The following is a 22,083-nucleotide window of genomic DNA, read 5'->3' on the forward strand; positions in this document are numbered from 1 at the left end:
AGTTGGCTGGCGGGTAAAGAAAGAACTAGTTATTGCGCATTTTAACTTCCCCCTACCATATAGAACAATATTGGAGAAGTAAATAGGGGCAACCTTTGATTGTTGTCTCGCGTTTATACTTTTATCCTGTTTTTAGCCATTCGGCGTACGCTATTTCAGCTTCATTGACCAGGAACTCTCTGGTAATAATCTTGAATAAAGATTGTAATAACTTTTTTATGCAAAAAGCAATAGCCTTCCTGCTATGTATGAACAATTTCTTATGTACGAATGCACAGCAAAACCTCGGGATACGCAATAGCAATTATTCGGGCATTCAGGGCGCACTTCTCAACCCCTCTTCAATTGCGGATTCAAAACTGAAATGGGATTTGAATATATTATCTGTAGGTACGGTTTTTGACAATACCTTCCTTTATATTCCCAGGGGTTCGGCACCTGTTTTGGGCTTTAAAGCTATTATAGAAGATGTATTGCATGAAAATAATTTCACCACGAATTTTGATCTCAAGAATCCCAATAAGTTGTATCAGCTTACACTGTCTGCCGAGGCGTTGGGGCCTTCATTTCATCTGGAAATTGCTCCTAAGCAGGTAATCGGTTTTACCTTGGTATCAAGGTCTTATGCCAATATCAAAGATATACCTGGTCACGTCGGGCAAAATGCATATGCTTATTTATTGGCGAATGACCTTTGGAATACTCCATATTCAGATCATACAACGAAATTAAACGGTATGGACTGGCTGGAGTATGGGTTGAACTATGCCACCGTTCTGTATAAAAACGGAAGAACTGAATGGAAAGCCGGTATTAGCCTGAAATATCTGCAAGGGATCGGCGCTGCATATGTAAAGAATACCAACCTCAATTATATGATCTCCGACACCACGCATATCTTATTTACGCATTCAGTGGTTGATTACGGGAGAACAGATTATGATTCATACAGGAAAATAAATAATTATAATGATCTAAATCACGGAAATGGTTTTGGGGCCAATATTGGATTCACCTGCTGGTTTATTAGGATTAAGCAAATTCCAAGTGACGGATTTCTATGTCGGTATACATTATTTTGTTCCAAAAAAGATCAAAACACCAAACATTTTACTAATACATTTAAATGCACTTTTATGAAAACAAAATCGATCATCCTTATGTCAACAATATTGGCGGGGCTTACATTTGCCGGCAACTGGTCAGCTGATACATCAAAAGCTAAAATTATGTTTAGTGTAAAAGGGCCTTTTGGAACAGTTCATGGAAGTTTTTCCGGGTTGAAGACGACCATCCAATTTAATGAAAAAGATTTAACGGGTAGTTCTATTTCGGCGAGCATTGAGGCAACAACAGTAAGCACGGGGATAGGTTTGCGTAACAGTGATCTTCGCAAAAAAGAAGAATGGTTGAATGCCGAAAAATTTCCTCAGATTAGTTTTCATTCTAAAAAAATTGAAAAAAAAGCCACTGGTTATTCAGCCCTGGGTGACTTAACGCTGAAAGGGATCACCAAGCCCATAGAAATTCCTTTTTCTTTTAGCGCTGATGGAGCTTCCGGTCTTTTTAAAGGACAATTTACCATTAATCGGCACGATTATAACCTGGGCAAATCGGGTGGATCTGTGGGAGAAATCATAACCATTAACCTACAGGTACCTGTGACGAAAAAAGGCTAAGCATTTCCCTCTTTCGTCATGACTATCTAATGCAATGTCACGGAAACAGTATTCAAGTTTTACCTGGAATAATTAAATATAATTGTGGTAGCCTGACCAGCCGATCACTCGGGAGACCCCTTGGGCATTTTTTACATCTGGTTCCTTCTTTTATTATGACATATTTCAAATCATTTAAATAGATTCTTCACAAAAGAAAGCCTTCAGATTACGCTGAAGGCTTTTCTTCTCCTCTATTAAAACCAAAATATACCTGCCATTAGTAATTTTTTTTATTCCTATTTTTTTACTTTCATTTTTGCACCTGCAACTCTCCTTTTTTTAGCATTATTGTTTTCCGATCTTTCTTTGTTAAAAATCTATAGTTGTCTAAGTTTTACTTCTGCATCAATACGAATTATTGGTTGAATGGTTGTATTTCATTTTATCGGTCTTTTCCTGCCTTTGGCTCCCGTAATAATTAACCTGCATTATTCCATTTTTTTCATTTTCATTTTTTTCGTTTTTCCATTCATGTACATACAATCTCCTTCTTTCAGCATCATGGTTTTACCATTTTTCATTTTACAAGTACCGTCTTTCATCACCATGGTGCCATTCGTCATAGTCATGTCATGATCCATAACCATTGTTTTTCCGGCTTTCATTTCCATCATCTTCCCGTCCTTCATCATCACGCAATCTTTCATTTTGTGGGACATCGTGTCCATTTTGTTGTCCTGCGCAAAAATTCCGGCACTTAGTAGTAAGGAAACAATAAAAATTTGAATCTTTTTCATAACATGAATTTATAGATCAGCCAAATAGATAACTGGCGACCCAAGTTATTAAAATAAAAAATTACAGTTTGATAAAGGGTCCGGCAATAGTCTTCTCAAAAAATGAAAGGTAGGCGCCTTACTTCCCATTAAATTCCCGGATTGGGGAAGGTTTTCCTTGGAACATCGTTAAATGCTGTTTAAAGGATGTAATAAATTATATATTCCTTCTTATAACATAAATTATTATGCCATGACGAGGGAAATACTCTTATTCATAGACTAACCCAAAATGATTAACAATTTTGCAGAATCAAATAATATTTTTAATCCGACTACATCAAACGACTGGAGAGGTTAGGGGAATTCGTTTTTTATCTGTGTCACCCAGATTATGGGATGGGCGGAAAGAATTGAAAGGACAAGTTAGGCGGTTTTTTTAAGATTATTTTGAAGGTCGAAGATAAAGGAAGAACGTCTGAGTGATTTTTGTCGATCTCTTACCAGTCACCCGCAATTCCTCCAGAAAGTAGAAAAGCACCGAATAATATTATATAAATTAATTAATTATATATATTTATAATAAACTATGTGTAAGGAGGCACCCACTAATATTCAATATAATTTTAGTATATTTAGTGACTTTATAAAATTATGCTATCACCCAAAAAAAAAGATAAGGTTCCTTCAACCTTTGCTCAGGATTTCCCCGTTGTAGGAATAGGAGGATCAGCAGGAGGGCTTGAAGCCTTCAAAAGGTTCCTGAAGGCTATCCCTGAATATACTGGAATGGCGTATGTACTTGTTCAGCATTTGAACCCTTCGCATGACAGCCTTTTACCTGATATTCTTTCCAGGGTAACGAATATACCCGTTTACGAGATTACAGATAATATTAATCTTGCTCCGGACATAATCTATATCATTCCAGAAAATAAAATTCTTACTGCGGTGGATGGGGTTCTTAAGCTCGCTCCCCGTAATAAAACAATAGCCAATCATGCCATTGATGTTTTCTTTATTTCCCTGGCTGAAGTCCATCGGAGTTTTGCGGTGGGTGTAGTGCTTTCAGGTATTGGTTCCGATGGAACATTAGGATTAAAGGCCATTAAGGAGCATGGTGGAATTACCTATGTGCAGGATCAGGAATCGGCGGCTTATGGAGACATGCCACAAAGTGCAATCAATGCCGGATTGGTTGACTTTGTTTTGCCTCCGGAAAAAATAACGGAACATTTACTGCAAATTAAAAATAACTTCAGAATCGCCGATACACAGGTTCCTGAAGAAAATGTAAATAAAGACGAAGAGTTCATATTCAGGCAAATTCTTTCGCTGCTTCGTCAGAGAAACGGGGTTGATTTCTCCTATTACAAACAACCTACCATTCGAAGGCGTATTGCAAGAAGAATTGGATTGCGCAAAAGCGAAAACCTTACAAGTTATTTAAAACTGCTAAGAAGCGATTTATCCGAACAAGATGCCCTATTTAAAGATGTACTTATTCCTGTTACTTCTTTCTTCCGTGACCCGAAAACTTTTAAAATAATATGTGAAAGTGTTTTGCCGGAGCTTTTCAAAAATACCTCTAGTACTGAACCCATTCGAATTTGGGTTGCAGGTTGCTCTACGGGAGAAGAAGCCTATTCTATCGCTATTTGCTTGCACGAATATTTAGGAGACAGGTTCTCAGGAAATCAAATTCAAATTTTTGCTACAGATATATCCGAGAATGCTATTGCGAAGGCGAGAGCAGGCATTTACACTAAAGGAGATGTACTATCCCTTTCAGAAGCACGGTTAATAAAGTATTTTACAAAAACCAATGGCAGTTATCAGATTAATAAAGTGATTCGGGATAAGTGTGTTTTTGCAGTCCAGAATTTCTTAAAAGACCCTCCATTTCCCCGGCTGGATTTGATAAGCTGTCGAAATGTGCTTATTTATATGGATTCATTTTTGCAGAAGAAAGCACTTACCACCTTCCATTATGCTCTTAAGGAAAATAGATTTCTTTTACTGGGCAAATCTGAGACCATTGGCGTTGTTTCGGAATTATATGCGCCAATATTCAAACATGAAAAAATTTATTCCCGAAAACCGGTGACCGGACGATATATTTTTTCTGAAGATGAAAGTGAAAAAGTGACGGTCGCTGGAAAAATAAAATCGACTTCAAAGCCTGAAATATTGATTTCCGATTTTCGAAAGAATGCCGAAAGTGTTTTACTGTCTAAATACACTCCTGCCGCTGTGATCGTGAATGAACAAATGGATATCGTTCATATTCATAGAACTGTAGCTCCCTTTCTTGAACCTTCACCAGGAAAGCCTACTTTCAACCTCCTTAAAATGGCCCATGAAGGATTAGGTTTCGAATTGCGTAATGCGTTGCACAAAGCGAAGGAGGGTAATGTCACAGTTATTAAAGAAGGAATTCCTATTAAGAGTAATGGAAAGCCAACTTCCGTTACCATTGAAATTATTCCCCTTAGGAACATTCCTGAGCCACATTTTTTAATTCTTTTTCGTGAGTTTACTCTTCCCAATGTTGAAGAGGTTATTGAACCAGGAGGAGATGAGTCACCAGCTCAACTAAAATTGAAGGAAGCCCTGCAGCGAATTCAAGATTTAGAAAAGGAAATGGCCCAAACACGGGAAGACATGCGCAGTATCACCGAAGAACAGGAAGCAAGCAATGAGGAATTGCAAAGTGCGAATGAAGAACTGCTTAGTAGTGGTGAAGAATTGCAAAGCCTAAATGAGGAGATGGAAACATCCAAGGAAGAGTTGCAATCTACTAACGAAGAATTAATTATTGTAAATCAGGAATTATTAGACAAGCAGGACCAACTGTATGCAGAACGCCTTTATTCTGAAAGCATTGTAGCTACGATTCGGGGGCCACTGCTGGTTCTTGATAAAGCGTTGCGCATAAAATCAGCTAACCCTGCTTTTTATAAACAATTTAATATTTCCGAGCGGGAAACTGAAGGGAAGCTACTCTATGAATTACAAAATCATCAATGGGATGATAATGTATTGCGGGCACTTTTGGAAAAGGTGCTTCCTCAACGAACTCACTTAAACGACTTTGAAATTATTCTTCCATTTTATCCACAGGGTGAGCGAACGATGCTTTTAAACGCAAGGCAAATTCATAATGAAAGAAATAAGGCACCCTTAATCCTATTGGCTATTGAAGATATTACGGAAAGAAAAACAGCAGAAAAAAAACTTGAATTAGCTTTCGAAGAAGTAAAGGAAAAAAATATAAAAATTAATAAGCAGACAGAAGATAGTGCCAAACATTTTCGTTTTATTGCTGAAGCAATGCCGCAGAAAGTTTGGACTGCTGAGGAGAATGGAAACATGGACTATTTTAATAATCAGTGGCTGGAATATACACATCGGAGCTTTGAGGAATTGAAGGGCTGGGGATGGAAGGGGATCATCCATCCAGAAGATTGGGAGGCCAATTTGAAAATATGGCAACACTCCATTAATACTGGCGATGATTTTCAATTGGAACATCGATTGCTCCGACATGACGGAGTATACCGCTGGCATTTAAGCCGTGGTTTACCACAACGGGATGGAAATGGAAAATTAATGATGTGGATAGGAACCAACACCGACATTAATGAACAGAAAGTGAAAGAACAGACCAAGGATGAATTTATTAGCATTGCAAGCCATGAAATGAAAACCCCTCTTTCTATTGCTAAAGCCTATCTTCAATTGCTTGAACGGTGCCTTGACAAGAACGATAATGATTCAAATATCTATATAAAGAAGGCGAGTGAATCAGTTAATAGACTTAATAATCTGATAAATGAATTATTAGATGTTAGTAAAATTCAATATGGTAAATTAAATTATAATATTACTACTTTTAATTTCAATGATTTACTGGACAGTACCATTGAAAACATGCAATATTCTTCCCCACAGCATCCCATAATAAAAACAGGCCAGGTAAAGCAGGAAGTTAAAGGAGATAAGGACAGATTAGGGCAAGTGGTGATTAATCTGGTATCTAATGCCATTAAGTACTCGCCGCTGGGAGAAAAGGTATTTATACATGTAATGGAAAATAAGGACGAGATTCTAGTATCGATAAAAGATAGTGGGGTAGGGATTTCCAAGCAAAATATTGGGAAAATATTTGATAAGTATTATAGAGTAGAAGACCATGCCAACCAATCTCAGGGTTTAGGTATCGGTTTATTTATTTCCTTCGAAATCATACAACGGCATCATGGTAAAATTTGGGTAGAAAGTGACCTGGGAAAAGGGAGTATCTTTTATTTCTCATTACCAGTATGAAGAACTTGGATACCTTAAAGTGAGCATGTTTTCAGTGCTTTTTTATGCAATAATTTTAAAATGAGTAAAACCATTATAATTTATGATGATGATCAGGAGATGTTATTGCTTTGCCGGGCAATTTTAAAGGAAACCAAATATTTAATAGAAACCATTTCAACTTGTGGTAATATTTTAAGGGACATTGATATCATTAAACCTCATATTATTTTGATGGATCTATGGATACCTCAGACTGGAGGAGAGAAGGCCACTGTTCTTGTAAAGGGGAATCCAAAAACCAGGCATATTCCAATTATTTTATTTTCCGTTAATGCGGAAATAAAGGAGATTTCTATTAGATCCAAAGCTGACGGATATATAGAAAAGCCATTTGACATTGCCTCATTTAAAGAAGTTATTGAAAGATATATTTTGTAAAAAATGATTATGGAACCGAAATTCATTGTTGTTGTTGGTACTTCAGCAGGAGGAATGAATGCGTTGATAGAATTAGTCGCGCAATTTAAAGAAGACCTGGAAGTGTCCGTCTTTATTGTCATGCACTTATCAAGAGCCAGTATCAGCGATTTTCTTTTTCATCGCCTCCAACCTCATACTGCCTTAAAATGTGAAGTACCAAAGGATGGAGCAAGGATAGAAAAGGGACATATTTATGTGGCAGCACCTAATCAACATTTATTGGTAAAAAGAGACACTATTATTCTTGGAAGAGGCCCGGAAGAAAACCGGTGGAGACCTTCCATTGATGTATTGTTTCGATCCGCTGCTGCTTCCTATAACACAAAAGTTATTGGGATAGTACTAACAGGTTCCCTGGATGACGGAACAACAGGTATGTTAGCTATTAAAAGAAGTGGGGGCGTTTCTATTGTTCAAGATCCCAATGAAGCGGAATATCCGGACATGCCTTTATCGGTCCTCAATAACATGGAAGTTGATTATTGCGTTCCTCTTACAAAAATCGGAAATATCATTTATGAAATAGCTAAAATAGAGCCCAATGAGATTCAGGCTCCTTCGGATGTTATTATTGAATCCGACATTGCTGAAAGAGTAGTGGTTAATTATGAAAATGTTCGGAAAATCGGGGAAAAAAGCATTTACGCTTGTCCTGACTGCGGGGGCGGATTATGGGCAATCAATAAACAAACAGGGAAAACTGACCGTTATCGATGCCATATCGGGCATTCCTATTCAGAAAACGATTTGATAATCAAACAGGGTCAAATATTGGAAACGACTTTATGGACAGCTTTACGAATTATGGAAGAGCGAAGAAATTTGCTGAAAAAAATGCAGGAGGATAGTCAAAAAAAAGGGTTAATTAAAATGGCCGCAACCTTTCAGGAAAAAGGGGAAGGCATACAATTTCATGTTGATAAAATGAAAGAAATACTGTACGCGACACAAGACACTCTGTAAAAATATTTCCATACATATACAGGAAGGCAGCTCGATTTTATAAATTCCTTCTCGTCCACCGACAATCTTTCAAGTATATCCATTGGAATAAAATTTAAAAAGGTTAAAATTCTGAATTTAAAATTTAGAATATCTTGATTTTAAACTGACAAAATTTTAATTGAACAACTATGTCAGAAATGGATTTTCAAAAGATTCATGTGTCATTTATGTGTCAATTGGGGTGGGAGAAAGCGGGGGAAGAGAGCTCAAAAAGGACACGAAAAAAAGTAATAAGCACTTAAAAAACAATGACTTATAAGAGGATACTTGTGTCCAGGAATGGATTACCTCCGGGCTCCGCCCTTCGGTGATCCTCAGTGGTTGGTCTTACCCAAAGGCCCCCGCGCCTTCGGCGCTCAGGTTTTTGCATTTGTACACTTAGGAGAGTAAATTCTCCACGTTCCCAAATGCAAAAACCCCGACTTTCGTCGGGGCCTTTGTGCCCAGGAATGGATTCGAACCATCACATAGTTTCCTACGCTGCGACCTGAACACAGTGCGTCTACCAATTTCGCCACCTGGGCATTTTATCTGATCCGGGAACCCGTCTGCCGAAGCAGGAAGGGTGTCCTTTCTCATTCAGGGCTGCAAATATAGCAAAAGATAAAATTGAACCCCAATAAAAGTTAAAAAATTATTCCGGAAGTTTTTCGATGGGCAGTTCTGCCGGAGATACAGTGGGTTTTCTCCCTTGCCAGCCGATCATCAGTACGCCAGCGATAACCAGTACGGTTCCTGCAACCTGCTCGGCAAATATGGGGTCACCCAGGATAAAATGGGCCTGAAGAATGGTGGAGACAGGGCCGATACTGGTGACGATAGCCGCATTATTAGGTCCTATCCGTTTCATCCCCGCCGAAAGCATAAAGGAGGGGATAACCGTAGCCAGCAATGCCAGGAGAATGGCATAGATCCAAAGACCGTTGGAGGTCAGGGAAAGGTGATAGTCTCCCCTGTAAGTTCCGCGGATAAAAAAGTGGAGCAGGATTCCTCCTGTCGCGACCAGCATACTATACGTGGTGAATTTGGAGGCTCCCAGCACAGGGATCATCCTGCCTGCCCCGGCCAGGTAAATGGCGTAGGTAATGGCGCAAAGAAAGATCAGCAGACTTCCCCAGAAAAAATGGGGATTGCCGGTGTCTACTCTTAATTCCCCGAAATAAGCGATCCCGATCCCCACATAGGTCAATAACAGGGCCCAGATCTGGATTTTATTGATACGCTCCTTAAATAGAACGGAATTGATCAAAACAGCAAGACTGGGATAAATAAAGAGGATCAGTCGTTCCAAGCCCGCTGAAATATATTGTAACCCCAAAAAGTCAAAATAACTGCTCAGGTAATAACCCAATATGCCCATTAATACTACGCCACCCCATTGCCGTCGGTTCATAGTGACATTCCCTTCTTTCCGAAAGCTCCAAAAGGCCGCCGCCACATAAAACGGCAGCGAAAATAACATCCGCAGCGTAAGCAGGGTCAGGGGATCGGTCGAAGTTGCGTGGAATGCCTTTTTGATGATGATGGCCTTGGTAGAAAAAAGGATCGCTCCTGTAAAAGATATGAGGAAACCTTGCAGCATTATATTTTTCCGGACAACAGGTTTTGGCATATATAATCAGGCAAAGGCTATCATAAAAAATTACAGGAGCGACTATAGTGTTGCGACAATTTTATACTATCCTTTTTTCAAACCGCTACGTTAAAATCGCGCAAGGCGTCATTCAGGCTGGTTTTCAGATCGGTACTCGGTTTCCGTTTGCCGATGATCAGGGCACAGCTCACATTATAATCCCCTGCCGGGAATTTTTTCAGATAACTGCCGGGGATCACTACGCTTCTTGCCGGGACCCTTCCTTTATATTCGATGGGCTCCGGTCCGCTAACGTCGATAATTTTGGTGGATTGGGTCAGTACTACATTCGCACCCAGCACTACTTCTTTCTCCAGCATCACTCCCTCGACTACAATGCTGCGGCTGCCCAGAAAACACCCGTCTTCGATAATGACAGGGGAAGCCTGGAGAGGTTCCAATACCCCGCCGATACCAACCCCGCCGCTCAGATGCACCCCCTTGCCGATCTGGGCACAACTTCCCACCGTGGCCCAGGTGTCCACCATGGTTCCTTCATCCACATAGGCCCCGATATTCACATAGCTGGGCATCAGGACGACATTTTTGGCCAGGAAAGCTCCGTACCTGGCCACAGCATGCGGCACTGCACGAACTCCCAGATCCTTATAGTTTTTCTTTAATAACATCTTATCGTAAAATTCAAAAGGAGCAAGATCCCAGGTCTGCATGGGCTGTATCCCGAAATACAGGAGAATGGCCTGTTTGACCCATTCATTGACCTGCCATCCGCCTTCGGAAGGGGCAGCCACCCGCAAACGGCCTTTGTCGACTTCCTCGATTACCGTCCTCACCGCATCCGCATACCGGGCATCCTTTACCAGCTCCCGGTTGCCCCAGGCCTCTGCAATCAGTTGTTTTAATTCCATGTCTTTTTTTGGCAAACTTACTACATGAACCTCAATTGCCTGTATTTTTGATCATGGAACCGAACAAGGAGACCCCTGATTTTCAAATGGATATTGAACAGAGTTTAAAGGTATTACAGGCCGGCGGTCTCCTGCTTTATCCCACCGATACCATTTGGGGGATTGGCTGTGACGCCACCAATGCGGAAGCTGTCAGTAAAGTATATGCTCTTAAACAACGCAAGGAAGCCAAAAGCCTTATCGTACTGATGGCCGACGAACGGGACATAATAAAATATACGAGCCAGCCCGATCTGCGCATCTTCGATTTCCTGCACACCGTTCAGAAACCTACGACCGTAATTTATGATGGTCCGGTCGGCATAGCGGATAACCTGGTAAATACGGACGGCACGATCGGCATACGCCTGGTGAGCGAACCCTTCTGCAAACACCTTATCAAACGATTTCGCAAACCCATCGTTTCGACTTCTGCTAATCTTTCCGGACAACCCGCTCCCGCCTTTTTCGACGCCATAGATCCTGAGATTCGTCAGAAAGTGGATTATGTCGTGCAATACCGCCAGGACGACCGGTCTCCCAAAGAACCCTCTGCCATTGTAAAATGGAACAAGGATGCAACGATAACCGTCATCAGGTCGTAAAGAGCTATGAGCAGCTTGGAGATGTCAGGAACAGGCACGAAGGCTATGTTATCCTAAATTGCTCATTTTAATGTAGGTTTGCAACCAGATAAAAATCAACGTGCAAAAATTCCTGGTCATACAAACGGCGTTTATTGGTGATGTGGTTTTAGCAACCGCCATCATTGAAAAATTGCACGCTTTTTTTCCGGATGCGCAAATAGATTTTCTCCTGCGTAAGGGAAATGAAGATTTGTTGAAAGGACATCCTTTTCTACATGAAACATTGATTTGGGATAAAAAGAAAGGCAAACTCCGGAATTTATGGAAAATGGGCGGGCGCATCCGCCGGACAAAATATGATAAGGTGATCAACGTGCAAAGGTTTGCCGCTACCGGTTTGCTGACGGCTTTTTCCGGAGCAAAACAAACCATCGGTTTTGACAAAAATCCCCTCAGCTGGTTGTTCACGAAAAAGGTAGCCCATATCGTTAGTTATAATCCGGGGAATACTACCAATAACCATCCCGCCCACGAAATAGAGCGTAACCAGCAATTGATCAGCGGGTTTACGGATCTGGTCCCGGTCAAACCAAGATTATATCCATCGGCTGCCGATTATGACAAAGTGCTGGAGTATCGCCGGGGCACCTATATTACCGTATCGCCGGCATCGGTCTGGTTCACCAAACAATACCCCAAAGAAAAATGGGTCAGTTTTATAGATAAGGTGGATCCCGGAACCGGGGTTTATCTGCTGGGGGCGCCTTCGGATAAAGAACTCACGGAGTTTATCCGTTCCGGTACCAGCCATCCTTCCATAACCGACCTGAGTGGTCGGCTTTCTTTTCTTCAGTCGGCAGCATTGATGGAAGGCTCGGTGATGAATTATGTCAACGATTCGGCTCCCATGCATTTTGCGTCTTCGGTCAACGCGCCGGTAACGGCCGTATACTGTTCGACTATCCCGGCCTTTGGTTTCGGCCCCCTGTCGGATCTTAGTCGTATTGTGGAAATCAAAGAACCGCTGGATTGCAGACCCTGTGGCCTTCATGGCTATAAAACCTGCCCGCTGGGGCATTTTCATTGCGCAACTAAAATTACGGACGAACAACTGCTGTCTGCTATGGAGGATTTCCTACATTTGCCCTTGGTAACCTAAAAAATTTCGGCCTGTACCATATATGGATATCAATTGCTCAGAGAAAGAATTGAAGGTATTCGAAAAGATCGCTCAGGCTGCAGCCGGATTGGGGGTGCCCTGTTTTTTGATCGGTGGGTTCGTTCGTGACAAACTCATCGGACGTGCTACCAAAGATGCGGATATCGTATGTGTGGGAGATGGTATTGAACTGGCCCGGAAAGTGGCGGAAGCCTTTCATCCAAGGCCATCCGTAGCCTTCTTTAAAAATTTTGGTACGGCGCAGATAAAAGTGGAAGATTGGGAATTGGAATTTGTAGGTGCCCGGAAAGAGAGCTATCGGCAGGATTCCCGCAAACCTACGGTCGCCGAAGGTACCATCGAAGACGATCAGCTCCGCCGGGATTTTACCATCAATGCGATGGCGATCAGTCTGAATGAAGGAGATTACGGAAGATTGATCGATCCGTTCGATGGAAGATTGGATTTGGAGCAAAAATTGATCCGTACACCCCTGGACCCGCTTTCGACCTTCAGTGACGATCCGTTGCGGATGATGAGGGCTATCCGTTTTGCCACGCAACTTGATTTCACTATTTCGGAGCCGACCTTCCAGGCGATTATGGAAGACGCCCCCAGGATATCCATCGTTTCGCAGGAGAGGATCACCGATGAACTGAATAAGATCATTCTGAGTCCAAAACCCTCCATAGGTTTTGATCTTTTATATAAGAGCGGGCTGCTTGCTCTCATTTTTCCGCAAATGGTCGAACTGGCCGGTGCGGAATATATTGATGGCATGGGGCATAAAGATAATTTTTATCATACCCTGCAGGTGCTGGATAATATCAGCCGGAATACCGATGACCTGTGGCTGCGCTGGGCCGCTATTTTGCATGATATAGCCAAACCGGCTACCAAAAAGTTTGAAAAAGACCACGGATGGACTTTCCATGGTCACGAAGTGGTAGGCGGAAGAATGGTGCCCGGGATCTTTGCCCGGCTCAAATTGCCGCAAAACGATAAAATGAGGTTCGTACGGAAATTGGTAGAATTGCATTTGCGCCCTATCGGCCTGACCAAAGAAAATATTACTGACTCGGCCATCCGCCGTTTGCTGTTCGATGCAGGCGACGATATCGAGGCGCTGATGACCTTATGCAATGCCGATATAACCTCGAAGAACAAACAAAAGGTCCGACGTTTTCTGGAGAATTTTGAGATGGTGCGGTCCCGGCTGAAAGAAGTGGAGGAAAAGGACCGTATCCGTAACTGGCAGCCGCCGATAACGGGAGAAATGATCATGGAAATATTCGGATTACCACCCGGAAGAGTAGTGGGGGATTTGAAGACGGCTATCCGGGAAGCGATCCTGGATGGTGAGATCGAAAATAACTATGAGGCCGCTCATAAATATATGATGAAAAAAGCCGCCGATCTGAATCTGGGACCCTTGAAGTAAACCATGCATTAACCAGTGAAGCAGAATTGGTGAATTTGTGTATCTTGTGAACTCTAAATTGCATATTAGTCATGGCGATATTGAAATTCAGGGTCTATTTTGAAGAAGACGATAGCATTTACCGGGATGTGGCCATTAAGCACACCCAGAACTTCCTGCAATTGCATGAAGCGATTCTTAAGTCATATGAGTTTGACTATAAGCATCAGGCAACTTTTTTTCGGAGTAACGACAATTGGCAGCGGGGTAGGGAGATTTCCCTGGAGAAATATGATAAATCCTACAAAGTAGACCCTCTGATCATGGAAGCCACGACCATCGGCTCCGAGATCCGGGATCCAAACCAGAAATTCGTCTATTTGTATGATTTCGTAAAGAACTGGGGTTTTCTGGTGGAGCTGATCAACGTTTCCAAAGAAGAGAGTGGCAAACTGACCTATCCAACGATGGTAAAATCCGAAGGCATTCCGCCTTCCCAATATGGGACTAAGGGATTGGTTGGTGACAAACTCACTGAAATCGAGGAAAAATATGATCTGACCAGGGGCACCGTAGGTTTTGGGGTAAAGGAGCAGGACGGAACGGATGCACCGGCTGAAGAAACAAGTGAGGAGGAAACAGAGGAAGAAACAGGTGACGAACCGCTAACAGAACTGTAGCGCTCTTAACAAGTTGGACAAACAGAATGTCATAATTATATTGGGGCCAACGGCTGTGGGCAAAACTGCTGCAGCCATCAGGCTGGCCCGGGAACTGCACACCGAAATCATCTCCGCAGATTCCCGTCAATGTTTTACAGAATTAACCATTGGTGTGGCCAAACCCTCTCCGGAGGATTTGGCGGCTGTTCATCATTATTTTATCAATTCCCATTCCGTACAGGAAAAGGTGAATGCAGCCTTATTCGAAGAACTCTCCCTGAAATGGACAGCGTCTATTTTCCAAAAACAACCGGCAGCCGTCATGGTCGGAGGAACCGGTCTCTATATCAATGCGTTCTGTGAAGGGCTGGATGAAATGCCTGTTATCGATCCTGGTATCCGGGCAGGTATTCTGGATCTCTATGAGCGGGATGGTATAAAGGCCCTTCAGGAACAGATGGAACAGCATGATCCTGGTTTTTACCGCACCGGGGAGATCCTGAACCCCAGGCGACTGATGCGGGCCCTGGAAGTAAAATTATCAACAGGAAGATCTATTCTTTCCTTCCGTACCCGGGAAAAAAAGGAAAGACCCTTCCATATCAAAAAGATCGGTCTGACCCTTCCAAAAGAGCAATTGCATCAGCGGATCCATGACCGGGTGGATCAGATGATGGAACAGGGGCTGCTGGAAGAAGTAAAAAATTTAATTCCCTACCGGGACTATAATGCCTTACGGACCGTCGGTTACAGTGAACTGTTCGATTACCTGGATGGCAGGTTCTCCCTGGACCTCGCCGTCGAAACGATCAAAAAGAATACCCGTCATTATGCCAAACGTCAAATGACCTGGTTCAGGAAGGACCCCTCCATTATATGGCTCGACGCCAACGATCCCGACCTACTCCTGAAAGAATTAACCCTTTCATAATATTGTCATAACACAGATTCGTCCAACTTTTGCGAATAAATAATCTTGCCTTTGACAACGCATTTGCACAAGTTGACAGCCAGGGAATTCGGGAGTGATTTTTTATGGGGGGTGGCAATGGCCGCCGCGCAAAACGAAGGCGCTTATAACAGTTATGGCAGAGGGCTGTCCATCTGGGACAATTTTTCCCGCCGGCAGGGAAAAATAAAAGGAGCGGGCAAACCTTCCATAGCCTGTGATTTTTACCATCGATATAAGGATGATCTGTTACTTACCAGGGCGCTTGGTTTCAAGGTCTTTCGGTTTTCTATTTCCTGGTCCCGGATCTTGCCGGAGGGCATCGGCCGGGTGAATAAAGAGGGCATCGCTTTTTACCACCGGGTGATCGCCGAATGCCTGCAACTGGGGCTAATACCATATGTAACACTTTATCATTGGGATCTTCCGGCAGCTTTGGAAAAAGAAGGAGGATGGGCCAGTCATTTAATGCTGAAATGGTTTAGCCGTTATGTCACCCTTTGCGCAGAAGAATTCGGTCCCGTAGTTAAGAACTGGATAGTGCTGAACGAGCCTTTTGGTTTTACCAGCCTGGGTTATATGTTGGGCAAACATGCCCCTGGCAGGATAGGGATGACCCCTTTTATGTCCGCTGTCCATCACGCAGCCCTGGCGCAGGCCGAAGGCGGCCGCATTCTCCGGCTGTTGGTAAAGGATGCGCATATAGGAACCAGTTTTTCCTGTTCTGAGGTTATAGCCCATACGAATTCTCCGGAAGATCTGGCTGCTGCCAAACGGTTGGACATCCTGCTAAACCGGTTGTTTATCGAACCGGCCTTGGGCAGGGGATATCCTCGTGAAGATTTTAAATTCCTGGAAAAATTGGAACTGCATAATAAAAGCTGGAAGTATACGGAGCGGATGACCTTCAATTTCGATTTTATCGGGATCCAGAATTATTTTCCTGTAGTGGTCAGGCATAACTCCCTGATACCAATCGTGCAGGCTTCGGAGGTAAAAGCCGTTACCCGGAAAGTGCCCCATACGGCCATGGGATGGGAGATCAATCCGGATAGCTTTTACCGGATTCTCAAACGTTTTTGGTTATACGGCGGAGTGAAGGAAATAATCGTCAGCGAAAGCGGTTCTGCATTTAAGGACGAACTGATTAATGGGATAATTGATGATGCCGAGCGGATCGATTATTTTCAGCAATACCTCTATGCCATGCTAAGGGCAAAAAAAGAAGGGGTGAATATAAAAGGTTATTTCGCCTGGACCCTTATGGACAATTTTGAATGGTCCGAAGGGTATAAGGCCCGTTTTGGACTGATCCATGTGGACTTTAATACGCAATTACGGACGATAAAAAATTCCGGATACTGGTTTAGAGACTGGTTAAACGGTAAAAAATAGTTTAATAAAAACTTAACAAAGTTTTTGTAATTTATTAAGAAGTTATATAACTTAGCCTAAATTTAGTAGAACTAACTGTAGGTTAAGTACAAACTATGCTTGAGAAAAGGTTATCTCATAAAAGTAGCGTTCTAAAACACCTCTATTTTGCAGGATCTCTTTCCTGCGCCGAACTGAGCGACCAGCTCGGCAAAAGCCTTCCTTTTACAACCAGCCTTTTAAATGACCTGATGGATGAGGGAACCGTGGTGGAAAGCGGCCATGCGCCTTCAACAGGCGGACGCCGGCCCATAAAATTTTCCCTCCGGGAAGATATCATGTACATCGTATCGGTGGCCATGGACCAGTTCATAACCCGGATCGTAGTGGTCAACATGCAGAACAAACAGGTAACGGAAATAGAAAAATTCGAACTTCCCTTATCGAAGAGTTCTGATGGACTTGCCTTGCTGGCCGAAAAAATCGACCAGGTCATTCAGGCCTCCGGAATTCCTAAAGAAAAAATAGCCGGGATTGGAATTGGGATGCCTGGTTTTGTAGATGCCATTTTAGGGCTCAATTATTCCTTTCTGGAATTAACCAGTGGTTCTATCACCGAATATATAGAGAGCAGGGTAAAATTGCCCGTATTTATCGATAATGATTCCAGTTTGATTGCCCTTGCAGAACTTAGATTTGGCGCGGCCCGTAATAAAAGAACGGCCATGGTGATCAATATTGGCTGGGGAATAGGTCTGGGTTTGATCCTGAATTCGGAGTTATTCAGGGGCGAAAACGGTTTTGCCGGCGAATTCAGCCATTTGCCGCTGTTCCTGAACGGAAAATTGTGCAGTTGCGGAAAAAGAGGTTGCCTGGAAACGGAGTCCTCCTTGTTGGTCGTGTTGGAAAAGGCAAGGGAAGGCCTCAGGACCGGAAGACAAACTATAATAAAGGAGTTATCCACGGAACATTTCGAACAGGCCATAGGAACCGTCATTGCTGCGGCTGGTAACGGCGACCAGTTCTCCATTGAGTTATTATCCGAAGCGGGGTATAATATCGGCAGGGGTGTGGCCGTCCTGATTCATCTCCTTAATCCTAAGCTGGTTATCCTGAGCGGAAGAGGGGCTTCACCAGGTATAATCTGGCAGACTCCGATTCAACAGGCCCTTAACGATCATTGTATTCCCCGGCTTGCCGCGAATACCAGCATACGAATATCGGAACTGGGGTATACCGGCGAAATTATCGGTGCAGCAGCCCTTGTCATGGAAAATATTGATCAGTTTACCAGAAGGAAATTCTGCTAAACGGTTGGCCTTTGCAGCGTTAGGATGGGAATGGTTGCCTTGTATTAAGATAATTGATAATGCAACGAACATGGTTAAATTCGCATCAGGTCTTTTCACAAAACTAAACTGAAATAACATGAGCACTCCTTTTCTGACCAGTATAATTTATCCGCCTTAGGTTGATAATTAAAGGACCGCCTCCAATTTGCACTTGGCTGCGGTCCGAATCGTTCAAATAACCCGATTTAAGAATTAATTTAAACTTTCCAAATCTATGCATTTGTCTGCAAATCCGTGCAGTGAGGCCGAGCGCTGCACGAAAAAAGTAGTTATTACTCCTTATTTAACTTTTACTAACAAGGAGACCTTTCTAAAACTTTCTCTTATCGTATTTCTTCTGGGGGGTAGCCATGCGCTTCTGGCAGCTAACCCCGGCTTCATTAATCCGGCGAAGGCAGTCTTTTCTCCTGCTGTTAATCCTTCTGCTTTCGCCGATACCGTTATCCGGGGCAAAGTAGTCGACGAAAAAGGCGAGGCCCTGGCCGGTGTAACCGTAAGGGTCAAGGGACGCAATAAGGTCACGCTTACGGACCCCTCCGGTAATTTCTCTCTTTCGGTACCCGAAAGAAAGGTGGTCCTGGTCATTTCTTATGTTGGCTTTTCTAGCCAGGAGCTGTCGGCTGATGCGGGAACTACTTCCAATGTGGTCCTGAAATCGGGATCTAAAAGCATGGACGAAGTGGTCGTCACCGGGTTTGGCGTTAGAAAAGAAAGCCGCAAGCTCAGCTATTCCGTTTCAACCGTTAAAGGAGATGAAATTGCGCATACCAATACGCCTAATCCCATTAATGCTTTGCAGGGGAAGGTCCCGGGCTTATACATGAGCAATGTGGCAGGCGGTCCGCAGACTTCCAGCAGGATCTTGCTTCGTGGTATTTCCGATATTTCCCCCGGCGCGAATAACCAGCCTTTGTTCGTTATTGACGGAGTCCTGTTGCAACCGGATATCACCAATACCGGCGCTCAATATGGTAATGACCAGGATTTCGGTAATCAATTGAAGAACCTCAATGCAGACGATATCGAATCGATCTCCGTATTAAAAGGTTCTTCCGCCACTTCCTTATATGGTTCCGCTGCACAGAACGGGGTAATTCTCGTTACTACTAAAAAGGGTGTGACCAGGAGAGGATTAGGTGTTTCCATTACCCAGCAAATGACCATGGAACATCCTTATGGCGGTGCGGATTTTCAAAATGAATTCGGTGCAGGCGCCAATCCGGCCTATTTTAATGCCAATGACATCACCTCCAATGTAATCGACGACGGAGGGAAGGCAAGTGCTTCCGGATTAGTAAGTTTTGGTCATAAATTCGACGGTACTATGGTTACGGATATCGATGGCCGTAATGTACCCTGGGTGGCTCATCCCCATAATTACCTGGATGTTTATCGTAACGGCCTGACTTCGAATACCAATGTGGCGTTGGATGGCGGCAATGAGACCAGCACTTTCCGCGTATCCTGGTCCGGGATGTCGGCCAAGGCCATCACGCCGACCAACCAGTTCGACAGGAATAATTTTAATTTCAAGGCAACCCATAAAGTAGGGAAAATATTGGATATCGATGCCGGTATCAATTATTCCTTCAGCAATACGAATAACCCACAAGCGCAGAACAGCAGTTCCCGCAGTTTGTTTAACGCTTTCGTCTACCAGGTTCCGCGCAGTTATGATGCCGCCTATTACAAGACACATTTTACAGACCCGGTGGATGGAGGATTGAACATTACCGAAAGTAACAAATACGGCAATGCCGGTAATGGTTATAGTTTGAGTTATTTCCTCTACAAACTATACTATTGGAACAATAGTTTGAACGAAAATTCTCTTCGGGCAAATATAGATATCACGGTTCATATTACTCCCTGGCTGAGGTTCCTGATGAGGGGCAACTTGTTTAATACGTATAGTACGCAGGAACAAAAATATTGGGGAGACGGGAAGGGCTTTACAGGAAATGTAGGGCTGAGCGATGATTTCTCCAATCAATACCAGAAGGATAAGTTTAATAACAAAAGTTATCGTGTGCAGGGCTTGCTGACCGCAGACAGAAAGCTGGGCAGGGATTTCGATGCGACATTCAGTGTCGGTGGCGAGATCTTTAATAAAGGTACCGATGGCGAATACGCGCATATCACGGGTTTGCAGTCTCCCGGCCTTTTTACCCTGGGGAACTATGCCGATTATGCGAAGACCAGCTTTGGTCAGTATGATGGTAATAAATACCGGAATACTTCTTTTTATGCGTTTGGCGACATAGGTTATAAAGATCAGGTATATCTGAACTTCAGCGAAAGGATGGAGTATTCCTCTTCCCTCGTTTTCCCGAATGGAACGGGTAACAATATTTACCAGTATCCCGGTGTAGGACTTTCCTGGCTGATGCATAAAACCTTAAATCTGCCTTCTTATATTTCCTATGCAAAACTCAGAGGTTCTTTTGCCAATACAGGTAAGGATATTCTTCCCTGGATCATTGCCAGCAATTTTAATGCATATAGTTATATCGGATCCTATGCCAACAATGGTAACGTCCTGAATCAATATGGTTTTGCCAGCAACCAGATCATCGATCAGAACCTGAAGCCGCAAAGGACAGCAGAGTTTGAAGCTGGTCTTGACCTTAAGTTCCTTAAAAACCGTATCAATCTGGATGCAACTGTTTTCAGCAAAACAACGAGCGAACAAATTGCCACAAAATCGCTTGACAATGCCTCAGGCGCTGGTTCTTTCTATACCAATATCGGTAAACTGCGTAACCGGGGTATTGAGATCGGTTTGAACGTGGTTCCGGTCAGAACAAAGGATTTTGAATGGAGCTCTACCATCAATTTCACCAAATATGCCAATAAGATCCTTTCTTATGCATCTACGCAGCCCTATATAGCGCTGGAAAGCCAGTATTTTACGGAAGTGAGAGCTTATGTAGGTTCTGCTTATGGCGATATCTATTCCAATAATTCCTTTACTCCATTCCAGGCCTTTGACGGCAGCGGAAATAAAACGGCGGATGCCAATAATGGCAAACCGGTGATCTATAACTCCGGAGGAACCTGGAGATACCAGCCGGTACGTTTTGCCGGAGGTAATTATAGCAGTGCTGCAAGAAAATTAGGGAACATTAATCCTGACTTTTTATGGAGCTGGTCCAACACCTTCAGCTACAAAAATTTCTTTGCTGGTTATATGATCGACGGCCGGGTAGGTGGCAAACAATTGTCCTTCACCTACAAATATGGTACGGGAATCGGAGCCTTAAAATCATCCTTATCTGGAAGGGATAAGGAACATGGCGGAGTTTCCTATACAGGACCTGATGCAAATGGAATCCAGGGCACCTGGAATGACGGGATAATTATGGACGGTGTTTTTGGTCAGGGCCAATCCACCGTGGTTAACGGTTCGACAGTTGATCTGAGTGGCCTGACCTTCAAGGATGCGGTATCAAAAGGTTATGTTAACCCGGTACCTGCTTCTCAGTATTATTATCAGGCTTATGGCAGCTGGAGCCGGGGTATTGCCGATCTGAGCACTTTTGATAATACCTGGGTTTCTTTAAGGGAAGTCAGCATCGGTTATAATATGCCCCGATCGATCACTCAAAAGATCAGGATCGAGAATCTGCGTTTAAGCCTTGTTGGCAGAAACCTCCTTTACATTTACAATGGGATGCCAGCGCATGTGAATCCGGAAAGTATTTTTAACAACCGTGCCAGTTCAGCTTTCGATTTTGGAGCTGGCCCAACTACCCGAAGCCTGGGTGTAAGCCTTAACGCTAATTTCTAAACAGCAAAAATGAAAA

General features: G+C 43.2%; 15 protein-coding genes and 1 tRNA gene. 12 read left to right on the forward strand and 4 right to left on the reverse strand.

The window, feature by feature from the left end:
• Positions 1–473 precede the first annotated feature (473 nt).
• On the forward strand, positions 474–1,679 hold the full coding sequence (locus ACX0G9_RS02335; RefSeq protein WP_459063234.1) for a DUF5723 family protein: 1,206 nt from the start codon (positions 474–476) through the stop codon (positions 1,677–1,679).
• A 470-nt stretch (positions 1,680–2,149) separates the two neighbouring features.
• Here the strand turns inward: ACX0G9_RS02335 and ACX0G9_RS02340 are convergent, their stop codons facing one another.
• Positions 2,150–2,458: a DUF6799 domain-containing protein gene (locus ACX0G9_RS02340; RefSeq protein ID WP_459063235.1), complete on the reverse strand. Its 309-nt coding sequence runs from the start codon at positions 2,456–2,458 to the stop codon at positions 2,150–2,152.
• Between the two features lie 633 nt (positions 2,459–3,091).
• Here ACX0G9_RS02340 and ACX0G9_RS02345 point away from each other — a divergent pair.
• From ACX0G9_RS02345 to ACX0G9_RS02355, 3 genes are read left to right on the forward strand one after another with little or no spacing between them, the layout of a single operon-like run.
• On the forward strand, positions 3,092–6,766 hold the full coding sequence (locus ACX0G9_RS02345) for a chemotaxis protein CheB (RefSeq protein ID WP_459063236.1): 3,675 nt from the start codon (positions 3,092–3,094) through the stop codon (positions 6,764–6,766).
• Between the two features lie 60 nt (positions 6,767–6,826).
• On the forward strand, positions 6,827–7,186 hold the full coding sequence (locus tag ACX0G9_RS02350) for a response regulator (protein WP_459063237.1): 360 nt from the start codon (positions 6,827–6,829) through the stop codon (positions 7,184–7,186).
• Between the two features lie 9 nt (positions 7,187–7,195).
• Positions 7,196–8,191 carry a chemotaxis protein CheB gene (locus ACX0G9_RS02355; RefSeq protein ID WP_459063238.1) on the forward strand — a complete coding sequence of 332 codons (996 nt, stop codon included), beginning with the start codon at positions 7,196–7,198 and terminating at the stop codon, positions 8,189–8,191.
• Between the two features lie 482 nt (positions 8,192–8,673).
• Here ACX0G9_RS02355 and ACX0G9_RS02360 read toward each other — a convergent pair.
• The 3 genes from ACX0G9_RS02360 to ACX0G9_RS02370 all read right to left on the reverse strand — a co-directional run bounded on the left by ACX0G9_RS02360 (position 8,674) and on the right by ACX0G9_RS02370 (position 10,735).
• A tRNA-Leu gene (locus ACX0G9_RS02360) sits at positions 8,674–8,757 on the reverse strand.
• Between the two features lie 110 nt (positions 8,758–8,867).
• Complete coding sequence (locus ACX0G9_RS02365) at positions 8,868–9,845, reverse strand: DMT family transporter (RefSeq protein WP_459063239.1); 978 nt, start codon at positions 9,843–9,845, stop codon at positions 8,868–8,870.
• Positions 9,846–9,922: 77 nt separating this feature from the next.
• A complete protein-coding gene (locus tag ACX0G9_RS02370) occupies positions 9,923–10,735 on the reverse strand; it encodes a 2,3,4,5-tetrahydropyridine-2,6-dicarboxylate N-succinyltransferase (protein WP_459063240.1) in 813 nt (270 codons plus the stop codon).
• Positions 10,736–10,788: 53 nt separating this feature from the next.
• Here ACX0G9_RS02370 and ACX0G9_RS02375 point away from each other — a divergent pair, with 53 nt between their 5' ends.
• From ACX0G9_RS02375 to ACX0G9_RS02410, 8 genes are all read left to right on the forward strand, one after another.
• Positions 10,789–11,379, forward strand: coding sequence for an L-threonylcarbamoyladenylate synthase (locus ACX0G9_RS02375; RefSeq protein ID WP_459063241.1), 591 nt, complete (start codon positions 10,789–10,791; stop codon positions 11,377–11,379).
• Positions 11,380–11,479: 100 nt separating this feature from the next.
• Positions 11,480–12,520, forward strand: coding sequence for a glycosyltransferase family 9 protein (locus ACX0G9_RS02380; protein WP_459063242.1), 1,041 nt, complete (start codon positions 11,480–11,482; stop codon positions 12,518–12,520).
• A 22-nt stretch (positions 12,521–12,542) separates the two neighbouring features.
• Positions 12,543–13,961 (forward strand): CCA tRNA nucleotidyltransferase, encoded by a 1,419-nt coding sequence (locus tag ACX0G9_RS02385; protein ID WP_459063243.1) that lies wholly within the window; start codon positions 12,543–12,545, stop codon positions 13,959–13,961.
• A 71-nt stretch (positions 13,962–14,032) separates the two neighbouring features.
• Positions 14,033–14,620, forward strand: coding sequence for an IS1096 element passenger TnpR family protein (locus tag ACX0G9_RS02390; RefSeq protein ID WP_459063244.1), 588 nt, complete (start codon positions 14,033–14,035; stop codon positions 14,618–14,620).
• A 13-nt stretch (positions 14,621–14,633) separates the two neighbouring features.
• A complete protein-coding gene (gene miaA / locus ACX0G9_RS02395) occupies positions 14,634–15,533 on the forward strand; it encodes a tRNA (adenosine(37)-N6)-dimethylallyltransferase MiaA (RefSeq protein ID WP_459063245.1) in 900 nt (299 codons plus the stop codon).
• Positions 15,534–15,584: 51 nt separating this feature from the next.
• Positions 15,585–16,946: a GH1 family beta-glucosidase gene (locus ACX0G9_RS02400; protein WP_459063246.1), complete on the forward strand. Its 1,362-nt coding sequence runs from the start codon at positions 15,585–15,587 to the stop codon at positions 16,944–16,946.
• Between the two features lie 95 nt (positions 16,947–17,041).
• On the forward strand, positions 17,042–18,235 hold the full coding sequence (locus ACX0G9_RS02405; RefSeq protein ID WP_459063247.1) for an ROK family protein: 1,194 nt from the start codon (positions 17,042–17,044) through the stop codon (positions 18,233–18,235).
• Positions 18,236–18,491: 256 nt separating this feature from the next.
• Complete coding sequence (locus tag ACX0G9_RS02410) at positions 18,492–22,067, forward strand: SusC/RagA family TonB-linked outer membrane protein (RefSeq protein ID WP_459063248.1); 3,576 nt, start codon at positions 18,492–18,494, stop codon at positions 22,065–22,067.
• Positions 22,068–22,083: the final 16 nt, after the last annotated feature.

It is taken from the genome of Flavitalea flava, assembly GCF_054461575.1.

Coding starts and splice junctions, on each gene's coding strand:
- ACX0G9_RS02340 (WP_459063235.1), bottom strand. CDS start 2,458: ATGAAAAAGATTCAAATTTTTATTGTTTCCTTACTACTAAGTGCCGGA.
- ACX0G9_RS02345 (WP_459063236.1), top strand. CDS start 3,092: ATGCTATCACCCAAAAAAAAAGATAAGGTTCCTTCAACCTTTGCTCAG.
- ACX0G9_RS02350 (WP_459063237.1), top strand. CDS start 6,827: ATGAGTAAAACCATTATAATTTATGATGATGATCAGGAGATGTTATTG.
- ACX0G9_RS02355 (WP_459063238.1), top strand. CDS start 7,196: ATGGAACCGAAATTCATTGTTGTTGTTGGTACTTCAGCAGGAGGAATG.
- ACX0G9_RS02365 (WP_459063239.1), bottom strand. CDS start 9,845: ATGCCAAAACCTGTTGTCCGGAAAAATATAATGCTGCAAGGTTTCCTC.
- ACX0G9_RS02370 (WP_459063240.1), bottom strand. CDS start 10,735: ATGGAATTAAAACAACTGATTGCAGAGGCCTGGGGCAACCGGGAGCTG.
- ACX0G9_RS02375 (WP_459063241.1), top strand. CDS start 10,789: ATGGAACCGAACAAGGAGACCCCTGATTTTCAAATGGATATTGAACAG.
- ACX0G9_RS02385 (WP_459063243.1), top strand. CDS start 12,543: ATGGATATCAATTGCTCAGAGAAAGAATTGAAGGTATTCGAAAAGATC.
- ACX0G9_RS02390 (WP_459063244.1), top strand. CDS start 14,033: ATGGCGATATTGAAATTCAGGGTCTATTTTGAAGAAGACGATAGCATT.
- ACX0G9_RS02405 (WP_459063247.1), top strand. CDS start 17,042: ATGCTTGAGAAAAGGTTATCTCATAAAAGTAGCGTTCTAAAACACCTC.
- ACX0G9_RS02410 (WP_459063248.1), top strand. CDS start 18,492: ATGCATTTGTCTGCAAATCCGTGCAGTGAGGCCGAGCGCTGCACGAAA.